The following is a 20,486-nucleotide window of genomic DNA, read 5'->3' on the forward strand; positions in this document are numbered from 1 at the left end:
GCCCGAACGAGAGATTCGTCAGGGCCACGACACTCCGTGTGTCGTTGTCAGCCCAGGACCGTGCCTGGACGTTCGACCTGGTTCGACGCGGCGTGCGACAGGCGACCAAGCCATCCTGCGGGTTCTGCGTTTCCCTTGTATGAAAGAACTGTCACGCGCAAAGGTGTCGGTAGGGCAGCCTCGTTCTGCCTTAAGCAAAGAGATACTTTTGAATCTAGTCCCTCGCGCGGATCTTCGCTGTCTTGATCATGGCGCTCAAAAAATATCGTTGGCAACCGCTCAAATGTCATGCCGCTCGTCAGATTGCCAACTAGGTGCGTGCCGCTCTGATTAACTGATTAGCAAGCATTCAATGCTATGGCGCGTCCAGGACTGGACGCTGCGCGATGGATTGAAGTGGATCGGGCATGGAGGCGGGACTGATGACCAGAGTAACTTTGGAGCTCGACAAGCAGTTATACCTGACGCTGTTGAAAGCGGCTCATGCTAATCGGGTAAGCCTCGAGGAGGAGTGCTGTCGCCGGTTGGAAGGCCGAGCATGGCGCTCGCGCTACCTGCAGGCGCTGGTGGCGGAACTGCGCGCCGACGATGAGCAGCGGCGCGCCAGTTCGGGTTGATTATTTTTTGGTCTTGGCCGGTTTCGGGCAGTCGGATTCCTGGAAGCGCTCAGTCGCAATGGGGCGATTGGTCTTAACTTCGGTGAACTCGTAGCGCATGGTCGCGCCTTGGGCCATCAATTTGCGCAAGCCTGGGTTGGTACACACGGTGGCACCCAGCTGGAAATAGACGGCCTTGGGGTCGGCCCGCATTTTCTGGGCGTGGCTGCTTTGCACGCTCAGATGATTGATCAGCTCAGTGCCTTCTACGGTGTAGCCCTGGTCGAGAATGTCCTCGTTGATTGCCCGGGGCGTGCCGGCGCTGCTTTGCGCGGCTACATTGCGCAGCATCTTGTTCAGTTCGAGTTCTTTCAGCGAAGCGGCCTGTGCGGTGACGGACGTCGCCAGTAGCACGGCAACGGTGGGGACGATAAGGCGCAGCATGAAACTCTCCTGGTTCAGTGACTGGTGGTTCGACCGGTCACATGGCTGTGCGTTCAGTGGTGGCGAATTATAGGGTAGGCCGGGTGGACGGTACAGGTTTGCGCGCTCTGGTAGACTGCCGGCCTTTATCCTGCCGAGTCTTGTTCGTGTCGATTTTCCCTGCCTGTCGGCGTCGCCTGCGATGAACCATGCCCCTAACGCCGTAGCCCGTCTGCGCGACCTGCGCATCGATGAAGGTATCAAGCCGATTCAGGCCCGTGGCTGGCGCGCGCCCCGTTGCAGCGCCTGCCGGGTGATCGAGAGCCATTGCCTGTGCGCCTGGCGTCCGAGCGTCGAGGCTCATTCGGGTGTCTGCCTGATCATGACCAACAAGGAAGTGTTCAAGCCGAGCAACACGGGTTGGCTGATTGCTGACGTAGTGCGCGACAATCACGCGTTCATCTGGTCACGCACCGACGTCGACGAACAACTGCTGGCGCTGCTCAACGACCCGCAATGGCAGCCATATCTGGTGTTTCCCGGTGAGTATGTCGAACCATCGCGGGTCACACATACCGTCAACCTCGATCAGGGCAAGCGTCCGTTGTTCATTCTGCTGGATGCGACCTGGACCGAGGCGCGCAAGATTTTCCGTAAAAGCCCGTATTTCGACCGTTTGCCGATTCTGAGCCTGCTGCCCGACAGGCTGTCGCGCTACCGCTTGCGCCGCTCGACTCGCAGCGACCATCTGTGCACCGCCGAAGTGGCGGCGTTATGTCTGGAACTGGCTGGGGACAGTGACGCTGCCTCGGCCCTGGATGCCTATTTCGATGTGTTCAGCCAGCATTACCTGGGTGCCAAACGACAGCAGGAGGTGGATGTGTCCACTGCGGCCCACGCTGAGTTGCAGCCCTTTATTCGTACGGCGCAGCCAGTGTTGGCTTAATAGTGGCCCATACTGAACACGGTAGCGGCCGTGCTGCTTGACCACCCCGGTTTCGCTGGGCATGCTTGGCGCCGATTAGGGTACGGCCAAGGTTTGAAACGCCGTGTTTTTACGTGTTGGCGTTGAACGTACCCCTTTGATGCCGCGGCATGTCGGTATCTTGAGTTGCTTGGGCAAGGCGTGAGTGCATCAGGCCTGCCATTAAAAACAGGATCATTTGAAAAATGGCCACATACGAAATCCTGATAGCCGATGACCATCCGCTCTTTCGCAGCGCGTTACATCAGGCGGTGACCATGGGGCTGGGCCCCGATGTCCGACTCACGGAAGTGGCCAGTATTGCGGAACTGGAGGCCCGGCTGACTGAAAAGGCCGATTGGGATCTTGTGCTGCTGGATCTGAACATGCCGGGCGCTTATGGTTTTTCCGGGCTGGTCTTGCTGCGCGGCCAATACCCGCAAATTCCTGTGGTGATGGTATCGGCCCAGGAAGAAGCTTCGGTGATGGTCAAGGCCCGGGAGTTCGGCGCCAGTGGCTTCATTCCTAAATCCAGTTCCCTTGAGATGATCCAGGTAGCCGTCAAGGCGGTCCTGGATGGCGATGTGTCCTGGCCTCCCCAGGCATTCGAAGCTGTGAGCGTGTCCGACGAAGCCAAGGCCGCCAGCGAAGGGCTGGCCAGCCTCACTCCGCAGCAGTTCCGCGTGTTGACCATGGTGTGTGAAGGCCTGCTGAACAAGCAGATTGCCTATGAGTTGAACGTGTCCGAAGCCACCATCAAGGCCCATGTCACTGCAATCTTTCGTAAACTGAATGTGCGCACCCGGACCCAGGCGGCCTTGCTGCTGCAGCAACTTGAGTCCATTTCACCGCAATCGTAGCGTTTTGTTCACGCTTTTTTGACCGGGTTTGAATTAGCTTCTCCACCCCTTTTGATCAGTTGCCCACTTATGTCGCCTTTTAAAGGCCAAACCGGCCTGAAACGCATCCTCAACGCCTCCGGCTATTCTCTGGACGGCCTGCGCGCGGCCTTCGTTGGTGAAGCCGCGTTTCGTCAGTTGGTCTTGCTCAACGTCATCCTGATTCCGTTGTCGTTCTTCCTGAATGTCAGCCGTGTCGAGCAGGCGCTGCTGATTGCGGTCTGCCTGCTGGCATTGATCGTGGAGTTGCTCAACTCGGCGGTGGAGGCGGCCATCGACCGCATTTCCCTGGAGCTGCACCCGTTGTCGAAAAATGCCAAGGACATGGGCAGTGCCGCTCAGTTCGTTGCTTTGAGCATGATTGCCTTGGTGTGGGGCCTGATTTTGCTCTAGTGCCCCGGCGCTCAGGCAATGGGGGGCAGGACGATTTCGTCGCTGCGCTGCACGCCAGCGGTGAATGCCCGGCACAGCTCGAGGAATTCGCGCATGGCCGACGTCTGGTATTTTTGTTTGTGCCAGATGAAATAAAACTGCCGGGCCAGGTCCATGTCCGGGGTTTCCACGGCTACGAGACTGCCGCGCCGGAAGGCGTCACGCAGGGCCAGGCGTGAAATGCAGCCAATCCCCAGGCCTGATTCCACGGCTCGCTTGATGGCTTCGGTGTGTTCCAGTTCCAGACGTACGTTCAGCGCACTGCGATGGTGACGCATGGCCTGGTCGAAGGTCAGGCGGGTGCCGGAACCTTGCTCCCGCAGAATCCACGCCTCATGGGTCAGTTCCTCCATGTTCGCCTGGCCGCGTTTGGCCAGCGGATGTTGAGGGGCGCAAAACACCACCAGTTCATCCTCGACCCAGCTCTGGACCTCGATGTCCGGATGGCTGCAGTCGCCTTCGATTAGACCCAGATCAATTTCATAGTGAGCAACCTGGTGCACGATATTGGCAGTGTTTTGCACATGCAGCTTCACCTGGCTTTCCGGATGACGCTGCATGAAACTGCCGATCAGCAAGGTCGCCAGGTAATTGCCGATGGTCAGGGTGGCGCCCACCGCCAGTGAGCCGAAACCGGACTTGCCGTTGAGCAGGTCTTCGATCTCCTTGGATTGGTCCAGCAGCGCCACCGCCTGGGGCAGCAGTTGTTTGCCCAAGGCATTGAGACTCAGGCGTTTGCCGGCGCGGTCGAACAATTGGCAGCTGGACTGGCGCTCCAGTTCGGTGATGGAGGTGCTGGCCGCCGACTGCGAAAGATTGAGCAGGCCCGCGGCACGGGACACGCTCTCTTGCTGGGCGACGGCGACGAAGACTTGAAGTTGACGTAGAGTAAATCGCATATCGATATAACCGATAACCCTTATCTTAATAATTCATTTAACAGATATTGTCGCCGCCATTAGAATGCGATGCAATTGCGCAAATTAACGACGCAGGCATCATTCCCAGGAGTCCCCGTACATGAGCAACATGAACCACGAGCGTGTCCTCAGTGTTCATCACTGGAACGACACTCTGTTCAGCTTCAAGTGCACCCGTGATCCGGGCCTGCGCTTCGAGAACGGTCAGTTCGTGATGATCGGCCTGCAGCAGCCCAACGGCCGCCCGCTTATGCGCGCTTACTCGATCGCCAGTCCGAACTGGGAAGAGCATCTCGAATTTTTCAGCATCAAGGTGCCTGACGGCCCGTTGACTTCCCAGTTGCAGCATCTGAAGGAAGGCGACGAGATCATCATCAGCAAGAAGCCCACCGGCACCCTGGTGCTGGACGATCTCAAGCCTGGCAAGCATTTGTACCTGCTGAGCACCGGCACCGGGCTGGCGCCATTCATGAGCGTGATCCAGGATCCGGAAACCTACGAGCGTTTCGAAAAAGTGATCCTGTGCCACGGCGTACGTTACGTCAATGAAGTTGCCTACCGCGAGTTCATTACCGAACACCTGCCGCAGAACGAATTCTTCGGCGAAGCGCTGCGTGACAAACTGATCTACTACCCGACCGTTACTCGCGAACCATTCGAGAACGAAGGCCGCCTGACCGACCTGATGCGCAGCGGCAAGCTGTTCCGCGACATCGGCCTGCCGCCGATCAACCCGCAGGACGACCGCGCCATGCTGTGCGGTAGCCCGAGCATGCTCGACGAGACCAGCGAAGTGCTCAACAGTTTCGGCCTGACTGTTTCGCCACGCATGCGTGAGCCGGGTGATTACCTGATCGAGCGGGCGTTTGTAGAGAAGTAAACCTCGGTTTATGCGGTGTTGATCGATCGCCATCGCGAGCAGGCTCGCTCCCACAATGGAATATGTGGGAACACAAATCTTGTGGCCACTGAAGTTCAAAGGTGGGAGCGAGCCTGCTCGCGATAGCCGCAACCCGGTCTGCAGTTACCCATGAAAAAGCCCGCGCTACCTGAAGAAGGCAGCGCGGGCTTTTTCGTTTCTGGCTGTTACGATTTCGCCGGAATCACTTCCAGCACCTTGATCACCCCGGGCTGCGGATAGTGCCAACGCACATCCAGATCCCAGAACTGCGCACCATATTCCCGTTCGGGCGTAGGAATCTGGTACGCCGGACGTGGGTCTTGGGCCAGGCACTGTTCGATCAGCTCCACCAGGGGTTCTTCCAGGCGCTTGGCGTGGTCGCGGGCCTGATGCAGGGCAGAGCTGGCCCATCGCACCGCAATCAGCTCAGGCGCTGCGCTGGCGATGTTGTTGTGCGCCGAGCCGATGATGTCTGCGTAGGGCACGTAGGGTTTGATATCCAGCACTGGGGTGCCGTCCAGCAAGTCGATGCCCGAGATCCACAGGCGCCCGGCTTCGACCCGCTCCAGTTTCACCACCGACTGGCCGATGCCGTTGGGGCGATGGGTGGCGCGAGTGGCGAACACCCCCATGGACTTATTGCCGCCCAGACGCGGCGGGCGCACTTTCAGCCGTGGCTTGTCTTCCAGGGCCTGGTGGAACAGAAACAGCAGCCAGACATGGCTGACCTGCTCCAGGCCCTGCACCGCATCGCCCTGATCGAATGGCGCCACCAACTCCAGCACACCGCGGGCGGCCGGGGCCAGTTGCGGTTGACGGGGAATGGCGAACTTCTCCTTGAAGCAGGAGCGGACGTAGCCGATGGGGGAGACGTTGTAGGCCATTTCAAGAGCTTCAAGTTGCAAGCTGCAAGCTGCAAGTTATGAACTTGTCGCTTGAAGCTTTTAGCGGTTGTTTAAGCTCTGACGCGCAGCGTCAGCCCCTTGAGGAAGTTGCGCAGTAACTGGTCACCGCACGGGCGGTAGTTGGTGTGGCCGAACTTGCGGAACAATGCGCTCAGTTCCGGCTTGGACACCGGGAACTCCGCGGCCTTGAGGATGGCGTGCATGTCGTCTTCCTTCAGTTCGAAGGCCACCCGCAGCTTCTTGAGGATGATGTTGTTGGTGACCGGCACTTCGATTGGCTGCGGTGGACGGCTTTCGTCCTTGCCGCGCTTGAAGATCACCAGGCCGTCGAGAAAATGCGCCATGACTTCGTCAGGGCAGAACACGAAGCCTTCTTCCTCGTCTTTCTTGAGGTAACCCACCAGATCCGCCATGGGCACTTCCAGGCCACCCAGTTTGATGATCTCGATGACTTTTTTGTCGCTGATGTCGAGCATGTAGCGCACGCTGCGAAGTACGTCGTTGTGAACCATGTGTGCAATCCTGATCAATCGGCAGTGGGCACCGCAGCTCGGTGCGGCGCCGGAAAAAGAAACTAGAACTTCTCTTTGGTGGACAGGTAACGCCACTGGCCCAGGGGCACCTTACCGATGGACACGCCGCCAATGCGGATGCGCCGAATGGCCACCACCTTGAGGCCGACCGCCTGGCAAAACAGCGCGATCACCCCCGGTTGCGGGTTCTTCATGGCAAAGCGCAAGCGGTTCTCGTTCTGCCAGCTGGCCTTGACCGCCGGCAACTCCTTGCCTTTGTAGGTCAGGCCATGGTTCAGGCGATTGAGGCCATGGGCGACCATTTCGCCTTCGACTTCCACCACGTATTCCTGCTCGATCTTGGCGGCGTCGGCGGTGAGCTTGCGCAGAATCTTCCAGTCCTGGGTGAACACCAGCAACCCACTGGCGTTGGCCTGCAGGTCGGCACTGGCGGTCAGACGCAGAAAATGGCCCTTGAGGGGGCGCTTGCCGAAGCGGTGTTCTTCGCTCAGGGTCTGTGGTCCAAGGGACGCCATCGCCGTGTCTGCATCCATGCCCGCCGGGGCGTTCAACAGAAGGGTGACCGGCTCTGGCGCGGTGGCCTTGGCCTCGGGGTCGAGTTCGACTTTCTGGGTAGTGACCTTGAACTGCGGTTCGTCGATCACTTCGCCGTCCACGGTGACCCAGCCGCCCTCGATGAACAGCTCAGCCTCCCGACGGGAACAGCCGACGAGTTCGATGAGGCGTTTGGAGAGACGAATCGGGTCAGTCATGACAGGGCCGTAACAAAAAGAGGGTGGGCATTGTACCTGCCTGGCGCCGGTTAATCGCGGGTCCATTTGCCTTTTAGCCGCGTTGGACCTTCAGGTCGGGCTGTTTGTAGCGCATGTGCAGCAACGGGTACGGCTGGTTCATGCCGTCCTTTGCCGAACGGCCGACCACTTCGAAGCCTTGCTTGAGGTAAAAACCCAAGGCTTGCGGGTTCTGTTCGTTGACATCCAGTTGATCGGCGTTCATGTGCTCCATGGCATAACGCAACAGCTGTTTGCCCAGGCCCTGGCCACGGTGTTGCGGGTCGATGAAAAGCATCTCGATCTTGCCGGCTGCGACGCCGGCGAAACCGGTGATGCGCTGGCGAGTGTCCCGGGTGCAGATGAGCATGACCGCGTCCAGATAACGGGTGAGCACCAGGTTCTTCAACAGTTCGATGTAGCTGTCCGGCAGAAAATCGTGGGTGGCGCGTACCGAGGCCTCCCAGACCCGGGTCAGTTCCTGATAGTCGCTGGATTTCGGTGTGTGGATGACCGAATGCTGACGCATGCCCGCCTGCTCCTTGTGCTGGATATCTCCATACGATAGCTGCAAAAAAGCCTCGCATCTTGTGAGGATAGCGAGGCTCTTCAATTTTTCGGCCTGTGAAAGAACCTGTGGGAGCTCGGCTCCCACAGGTATCACATTGAGTCTGTTAAGCAGCAGCTCAACCGATCTGTTCAGCCCACAAGTCGTATTCGTCGGCGTCAGTCACCTTGCACCAGACCTTGTCGCCCGGCTTGAGATTGCTGCCGTTGTCGATGAATACGTTGCCATCGATTTCCGGGGCGTCGAAGAAGCAGCGGCCCACGGCGCCTTGCTCGTCCACTTCATCCACCAGTACTTCGATTTCACGGCCGATGCGCATTTGCAGGCGCGCCGAGCTGATGGCCTGCTGGTGCGCCATGAAACGCTCCCAACGGTCCTGCTTGACCTCGTCCGGCACCACATCCAGGTTCAGGTCGTTGGCCGGTGCGCCTTCAACGGGCGAATACTGGAAGCAACCGACGCGGTCGAGCTGGGCTTCGGTCAGCCAATCCAGCAGGTACTGGAAGTCCTCCTCGGTTTCGCCAGGGAAGCCGACGATGAAGGTCGAGCGGATGATCAGGTCCGGGCAGATCTGGCGCCAGTTCTTGATGCGGGCCAGGGTCTTGTCTTCGAAAGCCGGGCGCTTCATGGCCTTGAGGACTTTCGGGCTGGCGTGCTGGAACGGGATGTCCAGGTACGGCAGGATCTTGCCGGCGGCCATCAGCGGGATCAGTTCGTCGACATGCGGATACGGGTAGACGTAATGCAGGCGGACCCACACGCCGAGGGTGCTGAGGGCTTCGCACAGTTCGGTCATGCGGGTTTTCACCGGCGCGCCGTTCCAGAAGCCAGTGCGGTATTTCACGTCGACGCCATAAGCGCTGGTGTCCTGGGAGATCACCAGCAGCTCTTTGACGCCGGCCTTGACCAGGCGCTGGGCCTCATCGAGCACATCACCCACCGGGCGGCTTACCAGTTTGCCGCGCATCGAGGGGATGATGCAGAAGCTGCAACTGTGGTTGCAGCCTTCGGAAATCTTCAGGTAAGCGTAGTGGCGCGGGGTCAGCTTGATGCCTTGCGGCGGCACCAGGTCGATCAGCGGGTTGTGGTCCTGGCGGGGCGGCACTACGTCGTGCACGGCATTGACGACCTGCTCGTACTGCTGCGGACCGGTCACGGCCAGCACGCTGGGGTGCACGTCGCGGATATTGCCTTCTTCCACACCCATGCAGCCGGTCACGATGACCTTGCCGTTTTCCTTGATGGCTTCGCCGATCACTTCCAGGGACTCGGCCTTGGCCGAATCGATGAAGCCGCAGGTGTTGACCACTACCACGTCGGCGTCCTGGTACGTGGATACGACGTCATAACCTTCCATGCGCAGCTGGGTCAGGATGCGCTCGGAGTCGACCAGAGCCTTCGGGCAACCCAGGGATACGAAGCCAACCTTGGGGTTGGCCGGCGCGGTAGTGGTGGACATGTCTAACCTCGGTGTAGGGGAGATCGTCTCTTGTGGAGACAGGACGCTTGACGCGCCTCTGATCAAAAAGTGCGCAATTCTAGCGGTGCTGGAAGCGCTTGACCAGCTTTATACGGGGAAAAACGACGAGTGCTGCGCTATGCTTCGCGCCGTCCAGCGCAACTGAATCTCTACAGTCAATCATTTGTCTGTAACAGGAAGTAAGGTGGCGTGGGCGCAAGGTCAATCAGGGTGCTTCTTTCCAGCGGCGCGGATCAGGTAGTGGGAGTGTTGGATGGAGCAGGCAGAGAGTCAGGTGTCGGGTGCCGGGCATGCAGCGGCCAGGCCCGTGGGAATGTTGGTGGCCGCCGCGGGGGTGGTCTATGGCGACATCGGCACCAGTCCCTTGTACACCATCAAGGAAGTGTTTTCCGGTCAATATGGTGTGCAGGTCAACCATGACGGAGTGTTCGGGATTCTGGCGCTGATCTTCTGGTCGCTGGTCTGGGTCGTCTCGATCAAATACGTGTTGTTTATCCTGCGCGCCGACAACCAGGGCGAAGGCGGCATCATGTCGTTGACCGCGCTGGCCCGGCGGGCGTCCACCCCTTATCCCCGGTTGCGTTCGGTGCTGGTGATTCTCGGGCTGATCGGCGCCTCGTTGTTTTACGGTGACAGCATGATCACCCCGGCCATTTCCGTATTGTCGGCCGTGGAGGGTCTGGAAGTGGCCTTTGATGGGCTGGATCATTGGGTTGTGCCGATGGCGCTGGTGATTCTGGTGGCGCTTTTCCTGATTCAGAAACACGGGACCGATCGGATCGGTAAATTGTTCGGGCCGGTCATGGTGCTGTGGTTCGTGGTCCTTGGCGGCCTGGGCATTCATGGCATTGTCCAGCATCCGCAGGTGCTCGAGGCGTTGAACCCGGCCTGGGGCGTGCGCTTTTTCATGGTGCATCCGGGGGTTGGCGTTGCGATCCTGGGGGCCGTAGTACTGGCCTTGACCGGCGCCGAAGCCTTGTATGCGGACATGGGGCATTTCGGCCGCAAACCGATTGCCCGGGCCTGGTTCGTCCTGGTGTTGCCAGGACTGGTGCTCAACTATTTCGGTCAGGGCGCCTTGCTGTTGGAGAACCCGGAGGCCGCTCGTAACCCGTTTTATCTGTTGGCCCCAGGCTGGGCGCTGGTGCCGCTGGTGGTGCTCTCGACCCTCGCCACGGTGATCGCATCCCAAGCGGTGATTTCCGGCGCGTTTTCCCTCACACGCCAAGCCATCCAGCTCGGCTATATCCCGCGCATGTACATCCAGCACACCTCCAGCGCCGAACAAGGGCAGATCTACATCGGCGCGGTGAACTGGGCGTTGATGGTTGGCGTGATCCTGCTGGTGCTTGGCTTCGAGTCGTCCGGCGCGTTGGCCTCTGCCTATGGCGTGGCAGTGACCGGCACCATGCTGATCACCAGCATCCTGGTGTCGGCGGTGGCGTTGCTGCTGTGGAAATGGCCACCTCTGCTGACGGTGCCGTTGCTGGTCGGTTTTCTATTGGTGGACGGCCTGTTCTTTGCCGCCAATGTCCCGAAAATCCTGCAGGGCGGCGCATTTCCGGTGTTGGCGGGGATCGTGTTGTTCATTCTGATGACCACGTGGAAGCGCGGGAAGGAACTGTTGGTAGATCGGTTGGATGAAGGCGCTCTGCCGTTGCCGGTATTTATCAGCAGCATCCGCGTCGAACCTCCCCACCGGGTCAAGGGCACGGCGGTTTTTCTCACTGCCCGCCCGGATGCCGTGCCTCACGCGTTGCTCCATAACCTGTTGCACAACCAGGTGCTGCACGAGCAAGTGGTGCTGCTGACGGTGGTGTACGAAGACATCCCCCGGGTGCCGCCGCAACGGCGCTTCGAGGTGGATTCCTACGGCGAAGGTTTCTTCCGGGTGATCCTGCACTTTGGTTTCACTGACGAACCGGACGTGCCACAGGCGCTCAGGCTGTGTCATCTGGATGAGCTGGACTTCAGCCCGATGCGCACCACCTACTTCCTCAGCCGCGAAACAGTCATCGCTTCCAAGCTTGAAAGCATGGCCCGATGGCGCGAAGTGCTATTCGCCTTCATGCTGAAAAACGCCAACGGCAATTTGCGCTTTTTCAATTTGCCGCTGAACCGGGTGATTGAACTGGGGACCCAGGTGGAAATGTAGCCCAAACAAAAAAGCCCCCGTTGCCTTGTGGCAGCGGGGGCTTTTTGGTGGATCACACAATACCGATACCTACGCTAAACCCTTGTGGGAGCGAGCCTGCTCGCGATAGCGGTGGATCAGTTGATGGCGATGTTGACTGTGCTGTCGATATCGCGAGCAGGCTCGCTCCCACCTGGGTGGATCAAATAAACCCATCTGCTCACGGTTGGGTCGCCTTGTTCTGACGTTTGTTGATTTCGTCCACCAGGCGCTTGGCCAGCGCCGGATAGTTCTCGTCGAAATGATGGCCACCAGGCAGCTGGATGGCTTCGCCCACCGCGGTCTTGTCGGTGCAGCCACTTTCAGCCGCTTCTTCTACGCCGTAGATGCACACCACTTTGTCGGCGGGCAGCTTGGCCATTTCCGGGCCCGTGGCAGCTTCGGTGCCGGCATTGCCGAGCCAGCCTTCGACTTCGATCTCGAAGCTGCCGGTGCGCGCGAAGGCCAGCAGGATGATTGCGTCGACCCCTTGCTGCTCGCTGGCCGGAAGGCGATTGTAGATTGCCGGCAGTACGTCGGCGCCAAAGGAATAACCGGTCAGGATGAAGTGCTTGGTGCCCCAGACCTGACGGTAGTGCTGCATCAGTTCGGTGAGGTCCTGGGCGCTTTGTTCCGGGCTCTTGTGCTGCCAGTAGTAGCGCAGGGTGTCGATGCCGACGACCGGGTAACCGATCTTGGCCATTTCTTCGGCCACGTCCCGATCCAGATCCCGCCAGCCGCCGTCTCCGGAGAGAAACAGCGTCACGGTGTCCCGGGCCTGGCTGGCCGGCACTTCCACTACGGGAATGCTCAGGCCGCCCTGGTCGGTGCCTACCAGGATCTTGTGCAGTTCGTTGTTCAGCACCTGTGGCAGGTTGATGTCGTAGTTGCTGATGCTGGTTTCAGCGTTCGGTTGATCCCGTACGAAACCGGCGCTGGTGTCGTCGGGGTTGTCATTCCAGGCCACCAGCCAGTGGCCGTGGGCCGCGCTTTTAGGCAGCAGGTGGGTGCAGCCGGGTTTTTCCAGGGCCAGGTCCACCGAGACGGCCTGGGCCTTGTCGTTCTTCTGCTCCGCCAGCCAGCGCCAGGCCAGCACGGCTCCGGGGCCGATACCGCTGACCAGCGTTGCCGGCCCCTGGAGCTGCTTCAGGCCGGCCTGCAGGGCACGGCCTTGCAGCATGCAGTCCTTGGGCAGGATCACCTGGACGATTTGCGCCGAGCCGCTGCGGCTGAGGGTCAGCAATTGCGTGTCGCTGAGTTTTTGCTCTTCGTTGACCGCCACCAGCACTTGGGCGCGGGGCGGGGTGCCGGGAATGATCCGGGTCATGGGGGCACCGTCGACCGGCGTCAGCTGTTCAAGGGTCGGTTGCGGGGCAGGGCGGTTCCAGTACCAGTAACCGCCACCGAGAATTACCGCCACCACCAACAGGGTGGCCACTACGTATCGCCAGGAGCGTTGCATCATCAGCGTTTCACCAATCCAGTCAGGCCGCCTGCAATCAGGGCGGCGGTATCGGCCAGGGCTACCAGCGGATCGAGTCCGGCGGGCACGGCCATGTAACGAGGTTCCCAGTCAGGCTGGAATTTATCTTTGAAACGGCGCAGGCCCTGGAAGTTATAGAGCTGTTCGCCACGGCGGAACACCATCGAACCCAGACGCTGGGTCAGCGGTGCGCCGCGTCGCGGTTGCAGGCCCGACAGGGGGACCATTCCGAGGCTGAAGCGGGCATAGTCATGGGCTTTGTAATGCTGAATCAGCCCGACCATCATGAATTCCATGGTCAGTTTGGGGGCGTCGGGGTGGGCGCGCATCAGGTCGAGGCTGGCCAATTCATGGCTGTGCGTCTCCAGCAGATTGGCGAACGCCACCGGGCGGCCTTCGAAACGAATCACGGCGATGCGAAAATGCTTGAGGTAGTCATCACTGAACCGGCCAAGTGAAAAGCCCTTTTCCCGCACGTTCTTGCCGGTCAGCCAGGCGTCGGAAATGACCTTCAGCTCATCCATCGGCGCCTGGCCCGGTTCGTGGATCTCCAGCGACAGGCCGTCCCGGGTACCGCGGTTCCAGGTGTAGCGCAAGTCCTTCATCTCTTTGCCCTTGGCTTCGAGATCGAAATGCTTGAGGTCGACCCGTGCTTCTTCACCCAGCTTGATCGCGGTCAGGCCGATGTCCATGTAATACGGCAGGTTCTCGGCGCGAACCTGATAGAACACCGGGCGCGCATGATGGATATCGCACAGGTCGCGGAACTGCCAGATCATTTCTGCGCGTTGCTGGGTAGGGCCGATCGGGTCGTACAATGCCACCAGACTGCGGCCACGGCGGGCATACATCAGAAATGCTTCGTCGTTGGGATGAAACAGCAATGCCTTGTCACCGGTCAGGGCCAGGCCGCCATCGGCTTGTGAAGAGGCCATGAGAATCTTTTTGGCTCGCTCCAGTTCTTCTGCCGCCGGCAGCTGGATCACCGGGCGGGCGGTACGCAGCAGCCAGGTAAGGGACACCACCACCAGCAGCACCGCCGCGCCCAGCAGTGAGCGCAGACCACGAGGGGCGTCGGCATCGAGGGTGAATTGCCACCACAGTTCATGGCTGTAGGGCACGTCCTGGTATGCAAACAGCAGCAGCCAGATTGACGCGCCGAGCACGCATAGGCTGGCAATCAGAAACAGCGGCGAAAATGGCAACTCGGTCAGGCGACTCGGACGATAAAACGAACGCCGGAACACCGCCAACAAACTGGCCGTCAGCGTCAGCAGCGTGGCCTCTTCCCAATCGAAGCCCTTGAGCAGTGAGAGCAGGGCGCCCACCAACAGTAAAACGGTGGTCAGCATCCAGGCGGCGGACAAGCGACGGCGCAGACCCTGGGCGAGCAATAGGCACAACACGCCCACAAGGCTGGCGCCCAGGTGCGAGGCGTCCACCAGCCGATGAGGGATCAGGAAACCAATGTGCTCCAGGCGAGTATCGATTTCCGGGGTCACGCCGGAAAACAGCAGCACCACGCCCGAGAGGAACACCAGCACCGCCAGGATCGGCGCCGCCAGGCCCGACGCTACCCGCAGGGACTGGCGGGCCTGGAACAGCCGTTGCGCCTCATTGATCAGCAACAACACACAGGCCACCAGCATCGGCAGCAGGACATAGATCAAGCGATATAAAAGCAGGGCGGCGGCCAAAGGCGCGGCCCCTAGTGTGTCGGCGAAGGCCGCCAGCAGGATCGCTTCGAACACCCCGACCCCGCCCGGTACATGACTGAGTACGCCGGCTGCCAACGCCAACAGGTACACCAGCAGGAAGGCGCCGAACGGTGGTGTTTCGGGCAACAACAAGTACAGCACCGTGGCGGCCGCCGCGACATCCAGCGTGGTGATGATCAGTTGCAGGAGCGTCAAGCGTCGGCCCGGCAGGCGCAGGGTGCGGCGCCCGGCCTTGATCAGCAGGCTGTCCCGATAGGGCTGTTCTGGCAGGCGCCGACGATAGATGCCGATAGCCAGCGCACAGGTGAGTAGCAGCACCGCCACGCAGATCGCTCCCAGCCAGGTGGCCGGCAAGTGCAGGGCGGCGGAAGCGGCGGGCAGATCACTGAGGGTTGCCAGGGCTGCCAGCGGCGGCAGTGCACAGCCCAGGGACAGGCTGGCGAACAGGGTCATGTGGGCGACATCTGTCGCGCCCAGGCCATGGCGGGCATACAGCCGGTAGCGAACCGAGCCCCCCGACAATAACGAGAGCCCGATGGCGTTGCCGATGGCAAAAGCGCTGAATCCGCCCAGGATCAGCGTTTTCGCGGGCAATTTCACACCGGCATAACGGCTGGCGGACCATTCATAGCCCAGCAAGATGACGAATCCGACGACCGTCGCGGCGACTGCACCGAGCAGGGCTGAGCGCGGCACCTGCATGATCGAGTCGTGCAGAGCGTACAGATCGAGCTCGCTCAGCAGGTGGCGACAGGCAATCAATGCAAGGGCGAACAACAACAGTGTGACGGCGAGGCCGATAGGCTGACGGTACTGACTGATACGCTCCAGCCAGCGCAAGCGCCCGGCCTTGATCGGTTGTACCGCAGTAACAGTGTCTTGTGGGGCAGACGAGTGAGCGCGCATCAATCACCTCTTGAGCTATGCGCGACAGGATGGGGGCAACCCGCTCAGTTACCAATCCCTGCTGAAAAAAATAATTACAAAATATTTGTCATGAAAACTTTTTTCGACAGGCACAAAAAAGGCCACTCTTTCGAGTAGCCTTTCTTGATGTTTGGTTGCGGGAGCCGGATTTGAACCGACGACCTTCGGGTTATGAGCCCGACGAGCTACCAGACTGCTCCATCCCGCGTCTGTGTGGCGGCATTCTACAGGCGAACGCCTGAGTGTCAACCGTTAAAAGGTGGTGAGGTCAAATAAACGGCCAATTCGTCGCCAACCGAGCTAAACACAAGAAATCAAAAGGAAATTGTCCTACAAGCAGGCAGTCTGCATTGCGTCGCCGTGGGGTTGGGCGAGGTTCGCAGGTCTTCTCTTCACGGCGCCCTGCTCAAAAACAAACGGCCACAAAAAAGGCCACTCTTTCGAGTAGCCTTTCTTGATGTTTGGTTGCGGGAGCCGGATTTGAACCGACGACCTTCGGGTTATGAGCCCGACGAGCTACCAGACTGCTCCATCCCGCGTCTGTGTGGCGGCATTCTACAGAGGATCGGCTGGCTGTCAACCCTGACGCCAGGAAAATCTGTTCCGCTTCAATTGCTTAGCCTAAGTCCTGGGCATTGTGACAGCGCTGTGACGCAAGCCTGGCAAGGGCTGGCGCTCTATTGGACGCTTCGCAACGATTGAAGAAATAAATTCACGTAGGCTTTTTCCAGCCGCAGTGAAGGATCTTTTCAACTACTGGTGCTATATACAGTTGTCGGTGCGATACTGGCGTCCCGACTTGTCGCACATCCGCTTCTCTTATGACGCAACGCAAAATCATCCACGTCGACTGTGACTGCTTCTACGCCGCTATCGAGATGCGCGATGACCCGCGGCTGGCCGGCAAACCCCTGGCGGTCGGTGGTTCGGCGGACCGGCGCGGGGTCATCGCGACTTGTAACTACGAGGCTCGGGCCTACGGTGTGCGCTCGGCCATGTCATCCGGACACGCCTTGAAGCTCTGCCCCGACTTGACCATCGTCAAGCCGCGGATGGACGCCTATCGGGAGGCGTCGAAGGAAATTCATACGATCTTCAGCGATTACACTGACTTGATCGAGCCGCTGTCCCTGGATGAGGCCTACCTGGATGTCTCCGCCAGTACCCATTTCGGTGGGAGCGCCACCCGCATCGCCCAGGACATTCGGCGGCGGGTTTCCAATCAACTGCACATCACGGTGTCCGCCGGCGTCGCCCCCAACAAGTTTCTGGCCAAGATCGCCAGCGATTGGAAAAAGCCCAACGGCTTGTTCGTCATTACCCCGGATCAGGTCGAAGACTTCGTTTCGGCCCTGCCGGTGAGCAAGCTGCATGGGGTGGGTAAAGTGACCGCCGACAAACTGAACAGGCTCGGCATTGTCGATTGCCTGCAGTTGCGTCAATGGGACAAGCTGGCGCTGGTGCGCGAATTCGGCAGTTTCGGTGAGCGCCTCTGGAGCCTGGCCCGTGGGATTGATGAACGTCTGGTGCACAATGACAGCCGTAGACAGTCCATCAGTGTGGAAAATACCTACGACGTCGATCTGCCTGATCTGACAAGCTGCCTCGATAAACTGCCGGAGCTGATGCAGTCCCTGAGTGGGCGCATCGCCCGGATCGACAGTAGTTATCGACCGGGCAAGCCGTTCGTCAAAGTGAAATTCCACGACTTCACTCAGACCACCTTGGAGCAGGCCGGGGCAGGGCGCGATCTGGGCAGCTACCAGTTGCTATTGACCCAGGCATTCAACCGCGGCGGCAAGCCGGTGCGTTTGTTGGGGATAGGGGTACGGCTGGAGGATCTGCGAGGCGGGTTTGAGCAGTTGGAATTGTTTGAGCGGTGAGGCTGCCACTTACATGAAGGCTTTGCCGGCTCTTGTGGCGAGGGAGCTTGCTCCCGCTGGGCTGCGCAGCAGCCCCAGAAACAGTTGATTCAACTTATCTGGCACACCGAGGTGGCAGGTTTGAGGGCCGCTGCGCGCCCCAGCGGGAGCAAGCTCCCTCGCTACAAGGTTTTGCTGCTAGTTCGCTCCTGGATCCGCCACCAAGCGCCCGCCATCATTGGTCAGGGCTTTGAGGAATTCGGTCTGTAACTCCGGATCATTGCGGGTCAGTTCGATCAGGCTCTGTTCCAGCTCGCTGGCCTCTTCTTCAAGCCCCAACTCCGACAGCCGCTTGACCCGATGAACCCACTGGCTCACCTCGTCATCTTCCAGATCGTCGTAGATCAACCCATGGGCTTCCACCAGCTTGCTGCGCAACGTGCTGCTGATGCTCAGGGACGAGTCGGTGTGTACCTCATCCAGGGCGTCCGTCACGCTGATCTGCAACTTGCCGAAGTGGCTCAGATCATGCTCGGCGAACGGGCTTTCCAGCAGATTCAAACGCAACACGCCATTGCGGTCGGTGCTCAGTTCGAAGGTTTGCCGGGCAGCCTTGACCTGTACCGGGCGTTCGCTCCAGGGCAGGCTCGTGTGTTCGACGCGTTTGTCGCGTTGCACTTCGTCGATTCCGGCCAGGTTCTGCTGGGCGCGGCCATGGGACGGCACGTTCATGAATGGATTGAGCCCGGCGAAGCCGTAGCTGATCCAGTCTCGAGTCGCGCTCTCTGGGAGGTTGCCAAGAGCGAACACATTGACCACATTGGCGCCGACACCCGCCACCACTGCCACCGCGCCCAGCGGAATTTCGTAAACTTCGCGCCAGGGCTGATACGGCGTATAGCGATCATAATGGCGGGTGACTTCGAATTCGGTGACTTCGAAGGTCTTCTGCTCATTGATCCGCACCCGACGTTGCGGCAGTTCGAGTACTTTGGGCTCGCCCACTTCGATATGCAGGCTATGGTCGAGCAGTTTGCGCTCGACCCGCTCTTCGTGCTCGCTGCGTTGCGACATTTGGTTGGCACAGCCGCTGACCAGCAGGGCGCCGCACAGCGCGGCGCCCCCGAGGCCTAAGGTGTTTCGCTTGAACATGACGTCTCTATCTGGTGTCAGCGGCGGATACGGGCCTGGAGGAACGACAGCACGTCAGCGACCGGCAGCGCTTGCGGCTCGGCCTCGGTGCGACTTTTGTATTCCAGGTTGCCTTCGGCCAGGCTGCGGTCACTGACGACGATCCGATGCGGGATGCCGATCAGCTCCATGTCTGCGAACTTGATGCCGGGGCTGGTTTTTTTGTCGCGGTCGTCCAGCAGCACTTCGAAGCCGGCCGCCGTCAGTTCGGCGTAGAGCTTGTCGGTGGCTTCGCGAACCAGTTCGGTCTCGTAGCGCAGCGGCACCAGGGCAATCTGGAATGGCGCCAGGGCGTCGCTCCAGATGATCCCTTTCTCGTCGTTGTTCTGCTCGATGGCCGCGGCGACCACGCGGGATACGCCGATCCCGTAGCAACCCATTTCCAGGGTCACCGGCTTGCCATTCTCGCCCAGCACTTCGCACTTCATGGCTTTGCTGTACTTGTTGCCCAGCTGGAAGATGTGCCCGACTTCAATGCCGCGCTTGATTTCCAGGACACCTTTGCCGTCCGGGCTCGGATCGCCGGCCACAACGTTGCGCAGGTCGGCCACGGCCGGAACCGGCAGGTCGCGCTCCCAGTTCACACCGAAGTAGTGCTTGTCATCGATGTTGGCGCCGATGGCAAAATCGCTCATCAGCTCCACCGAGCGGTCGATGATGATCGGCAGCGGCAGGTTCAGCGGGCCGAGGGAGCCGGCACCGGCGCCGATGGCATCGCGCAGCTCGGCGTCGGTGGCCATGACCAGGGGGCTGGCAACACCAGGCTGGTTGCCGGCCTTGATTTCGTTCAGCTCGTGATCGCCGCGGATGATCAGGGCGATCAGCTTGCCTTCTTCTTCGGCGCGCACGATCAGGGTCTTGATGGTGCGTTCGATCGGTAGGTTGTAGCCTTCCACCAGTTGAGCGATGGTCTTGGCGTTTGGCGTGTCCACCAGGCGCAGTTCTTCGGTCGGTGCAGGGCGGGAGGTTTCCCGTGGCACGGCCTCGGCTTTCTCGATGTTGGCGGCGTAGTCGGAGCCGTTGCTGAAGACGATGTCGTCTTCGCCGGACTCGGCCAGTACGTGGAACTCGTGGGAGCCGGCGCCTCCGATGGAACCGTTGTCGGCTTCAACCGGACGGAATTTCAGGCCCAGGCGGGTGAATACGTTGCAATACGCCTGATGCATGCGATCGTAGGTGACTTGCAGCGAGGCCAGGTCGGTGTGGAACGAGTAGGCGTCCTTCATGATGAATTCGCGGCCGCGCATCAGGCCGAAGCGTGGACGGATTTCATCACGGAATTTGGTCTGGATCTGATACAGGTTGATAGGCAGCTGCTTGTAGCTGCTCAACTCGTTGCGCATCAGGTCGGTGATCACTTCTTCGTGAGTCGGGCCTGCGCAGAAGTCACGACCGTGACGGTCTTTGATACGCAGCAACTCCGGGCCGTACTCTTCCCAGCGCCCCGATTCCTGCCACAGTTCGGCCGGCTGGGTGCCCGGCATCAACACTTCCAGAGAGCCGGCGGCGTTCATTTCTTCGCGAACGATGGCTTCTACCTTGCGCATCACACGCAGACCCATCGGCAGCCAGGTGTACAGGCCCGAGGCGAGTTTGCGGATCATGCCGGCGCGCAGCATCAGCTGGTGGCTGATCACGACGGCGTCGGAAGGCGTTTCTTTCTGTGTGGCGAGCAAAAATTGACTGGTGCGCATGGTTGGCCGTTGTCGGTTGCTGATGACGAGAAGTGACGGAGCATTGT

18 protein-coding genes and 2 tRNA genes are annotated in these 20,486 nt (G+C 60.0%); 7 read left to right on the forward strand and 13 right to left on the reverse strand.

The genetic code is table 11. The annotated features are described in order from the left end of the window. Positions 1–422: 422 nt before the first annotated feature. Positions 423–617, forward strand: coding sequence for a hypothetical protein (locus tag GKKCFE_RS04375; RefSeq protein WP_160891688.1), 195 nt, complete (start codon positions 423–425; stop codon positions 615–617). Here GKKCFE_RS04375 and GKKCFE_RS04380 read toward each other — a convergent pair whose 3' ends face one another. After that, complete coding sequence (locus tag GKKCFE_RS04380; RefSeq protein ID WP_047230027.1) at positions 618–1,040, reverse strand: PA3611 family quorum-sensing-regulated virulence factor; 423 nt, start codon at positions 1,038–1,040, stop codon at positions 618–620. A gap of 181 nt (positions 1,041–1,221) precedes the next feature. Between GKKCFE_RS04380 and GKKCFE_RS04385 the strand changes: the two genes are divergently transcribed. From GKKCFE_RS04385 to GKKCFE_RS04395, 3 genes are all read left to right on the forward strand, one after another. Further along, positions 1,222–1,965, forward strand: coding sequence for a tRNA-uridine aminocarboxypropyltransferase (locus GKKCFE_RS04385; protein WP_445577528.1), 744 nt, complete (start codon positions 1,222–1,224; stop codon positions 1,963–1,965). A 224-nt stretch (positions 1,966–2,189) separates the two neighbouring features. Next, positions 2,190–2,843 (forward strand): response regulator transcription factor ErdR, encoded by a 654-nt coding sequence (gene erdR / locus GKKCFE_RS04390; protein WP_047230029.1) that lies wholly within the window; start codon positions 2,190–2,192, stop codon positions 2,841–2,843. A gap of 69 nt (positions 2,844–2,912) precedes the next feature. After that, positions 2,913–3,275, forward strand: coding sequence for a diacylglycerol kinase (locus GKKCFE_RS04395; protein ID WP_139051022.1), 363 nt, complete (start codon positions 2,913–2,915; stop codon positions 3,273–3,275). 11 nt (positions 3,276–3,286) lie between these two features. Here the strand turns inward: GKKCFE_RS04395 and GKKCFE_RS04400 are convergent, their stop codons facing one another. Then, positions 3,287–4,213: a LysR family transcriptional regulator gene (locus tag GKKCFE_RS04400; RefSeq protein WP_445577529.1), complete on the reverse strand. Its 927-nt coding sequence runs from the start codon at positions 4,211–4,213 to the stop codon at positions 3,287–3,289. Between the two features lie 121 nt (positions 4,214–4,334). Here GKKCFE_RS04400 and fpr point away from each other — a divergent pair, with 121 nt between their 5' ends. After that, positions 4,335–5,114: a ferredoxin-NADP reductase gene (gene fpr, locus GKKCFE_RS04405; protein WP_003184787.1), complete on the forward strand. Its 780-nt coding sequence runs from the start codon at positions 4,335–4,337 to the stop codon at positions 5,112–5,114. Between the two features lie 206 nt (positions 5,115–5,320). Here the strand turns inward: fpr and tsaA are convergent, their stop codons facing one another. From tsaA to rimO, 5 genes are all read right to left on the reverse strand, one after another. Then, entirely contained in the window at positions 5,321–6,019 is a 699-nt protein-coding gene (tsaA, locus tag GKKCFE_RS04410; RefSeq protein ID WP_139051066.1) for a tRNA (N6-threonylcarbamoyladenosine(37)-N6)-methyltransferase TrmO, read from the reverse strand. 71 nt (positions 6,020–6,090) lie between these two features. Next, positions 6,091–6,552, reverse strand: a complete 462-nt coding sequence (locus tag GKKCFE_RS04415) for a YehS family protein (protein WP_092401030.1) — start codon at positions 6,550–6,552, stop codon at positions 6,091–6,093. A 62-nt stretch (positions 6,553–6,614) separates the two neighbouring features. After that, the gene (locus GKKCFE_RS04420; protein WP_047230034.1) at positions 6,615–7,325 is read right to left on the reverse strand and encodes an rRNA pseudouridine synthase; all 711 of its coding nucleotides are present in this window, start codon (positions 7,323–7,325) and stop codon (positions 6,615–6,617) included. Positions 7,326–7,398: 73 nt separating this feature from the next. Then, on the reverse strand, positions 7,399–7,872 hold the full coding sequence (locus GKKCFE_RS04425) for a GNAT family N-acetyltransferase (protein WP_047230035.1): 474 nt from the start codon (positions 7,870–7,872) through the stop codon (positions 7,399–7,401). Positions 7,873–8,029: 157 nt separating this feature from the next. After that, complete coding sequence (rimO, locus tag GKKCFE_RS04430; protein ID WP_445577530.1) at positions 8,030–9,370, reverse strand: 30S ribosomal protein S12 methylthiotransferase RimO; 1,341 nt, start codon at positions 9,368–9,370, stop codon at positions 8,030–8,032. Positions 9,371–9,704: 334 nt separating this feature from the next. On the opposite strand from rimO, the gene GKKCFE_RS04435 reads away from it, so the two are divergent. After that, positions 9,705–11,546 (forward strand): potassium transporter Kup, encoded by a 1,842-nt coding sequence (locus GKKCFE_RS04435; protein WP_410479136.1) that lies wholly within the window; start codon positions 9,705–9,707, stop codon positions 11,544–11,546. Positions 11,547–11,745: 199 nt separating this feature from the next. Here GKKCFE_RS04435 and GKKCFE_RS04440 read toward each other — a convergent pair whose 3' ends face one another. The 4 genes from GKKCFE_RS04440 to GKKCFE_RS04455 form a co-directional block, all read right to left on the reverse strand. Then, a complete protein-coding gene (locus tag GKKCFE_RS04440; protein ID WP_445577531.1) occupies positions 11,746–13,029 on the reverse strand; it encodes a virulence factor family protein in 1,284 nt (427 codons plus the stop codon). Beyond that, positions 13,029–15,671, reverse strand: coding sequence for a bifunctional lysylphosphatidylglycerol flippase/synthetase MprF (gene mprF / locus GKKCFE_RS04445; protein WP_445577532.1), 2,643 nt, complete (start codon positions 15,669–15,671; stop codon positions 13,029–13,031). The genes GKKCFE_RS04440 and mprF overlap by 1 nt, the downstream gene beginning before the upstream one ends. A gap of 152 nt (positions 15,672–15,823) precedes the next feature. Beyond that, a tRNA-Met gene (locus GKKCFE_RS04450) sits at positions 15,824–15,900 on the reverse strand. 254 nt (positions 15,901–16,154) lie between these two features. Further along, positions 16,155–16,231: transfer RNA gene (locus tag GKKCFE_RS04455), tRNA-Met, on the reverse strand. Between the two features lie 282 nt (positions 16,232–16,513). On the opposite strand from GKKCFE_RS04455, the gene dinB reads away from it, so the two are divergent. Beyond that, a complete protein-coding gene (gene dinB / locus GKKCFE_RS04460; RefSeq protein ID WP_139051016.1) occupies positions 16,514–17,575 on the forward strand; it encodes a DNA polymerase IV in 1,062 nt (353 codons plus the stop codon). Between the two features lie 177 nt (positions 17,576–17,752). Here the strand turns inward: dinB and GKKCFE_RS04465 are convergent, their stop codons facing one another. Together GKKCFE_RS04465 and GKKCFE_RS04470 are read right to left on the reverse strand one after the other, a co-directional pair. Next, positions 17,753–18,706: a hypothetical protein gene (locus GKKCFE_RS04465; protein WP_139051015.1), complete on the reverse strand. Its 954-nt coding sequence runs from the start codon at positions 18,704–18,706 to the stop codon at positions 17,753–17,755. 17 nt (positions 18,707–18,723) lie between these two features. After that, on the reverse strand, positions 18,724–20,439 hold the full coding sequence (locus GKKCFE_RS04470; RefSeq protein WP_047228431.1) for a proline--tRNA ligase: 1,716 nt from the start codon (positions 20,437–20,439) through the stop codon (positions 18,724–18,726). Between the last annotated feature and the right edge of the window lie 47 nt (positions 20,440–20,486).

This window comes from Pseudomonas sp. E141, from assembly GCF_052659885.1.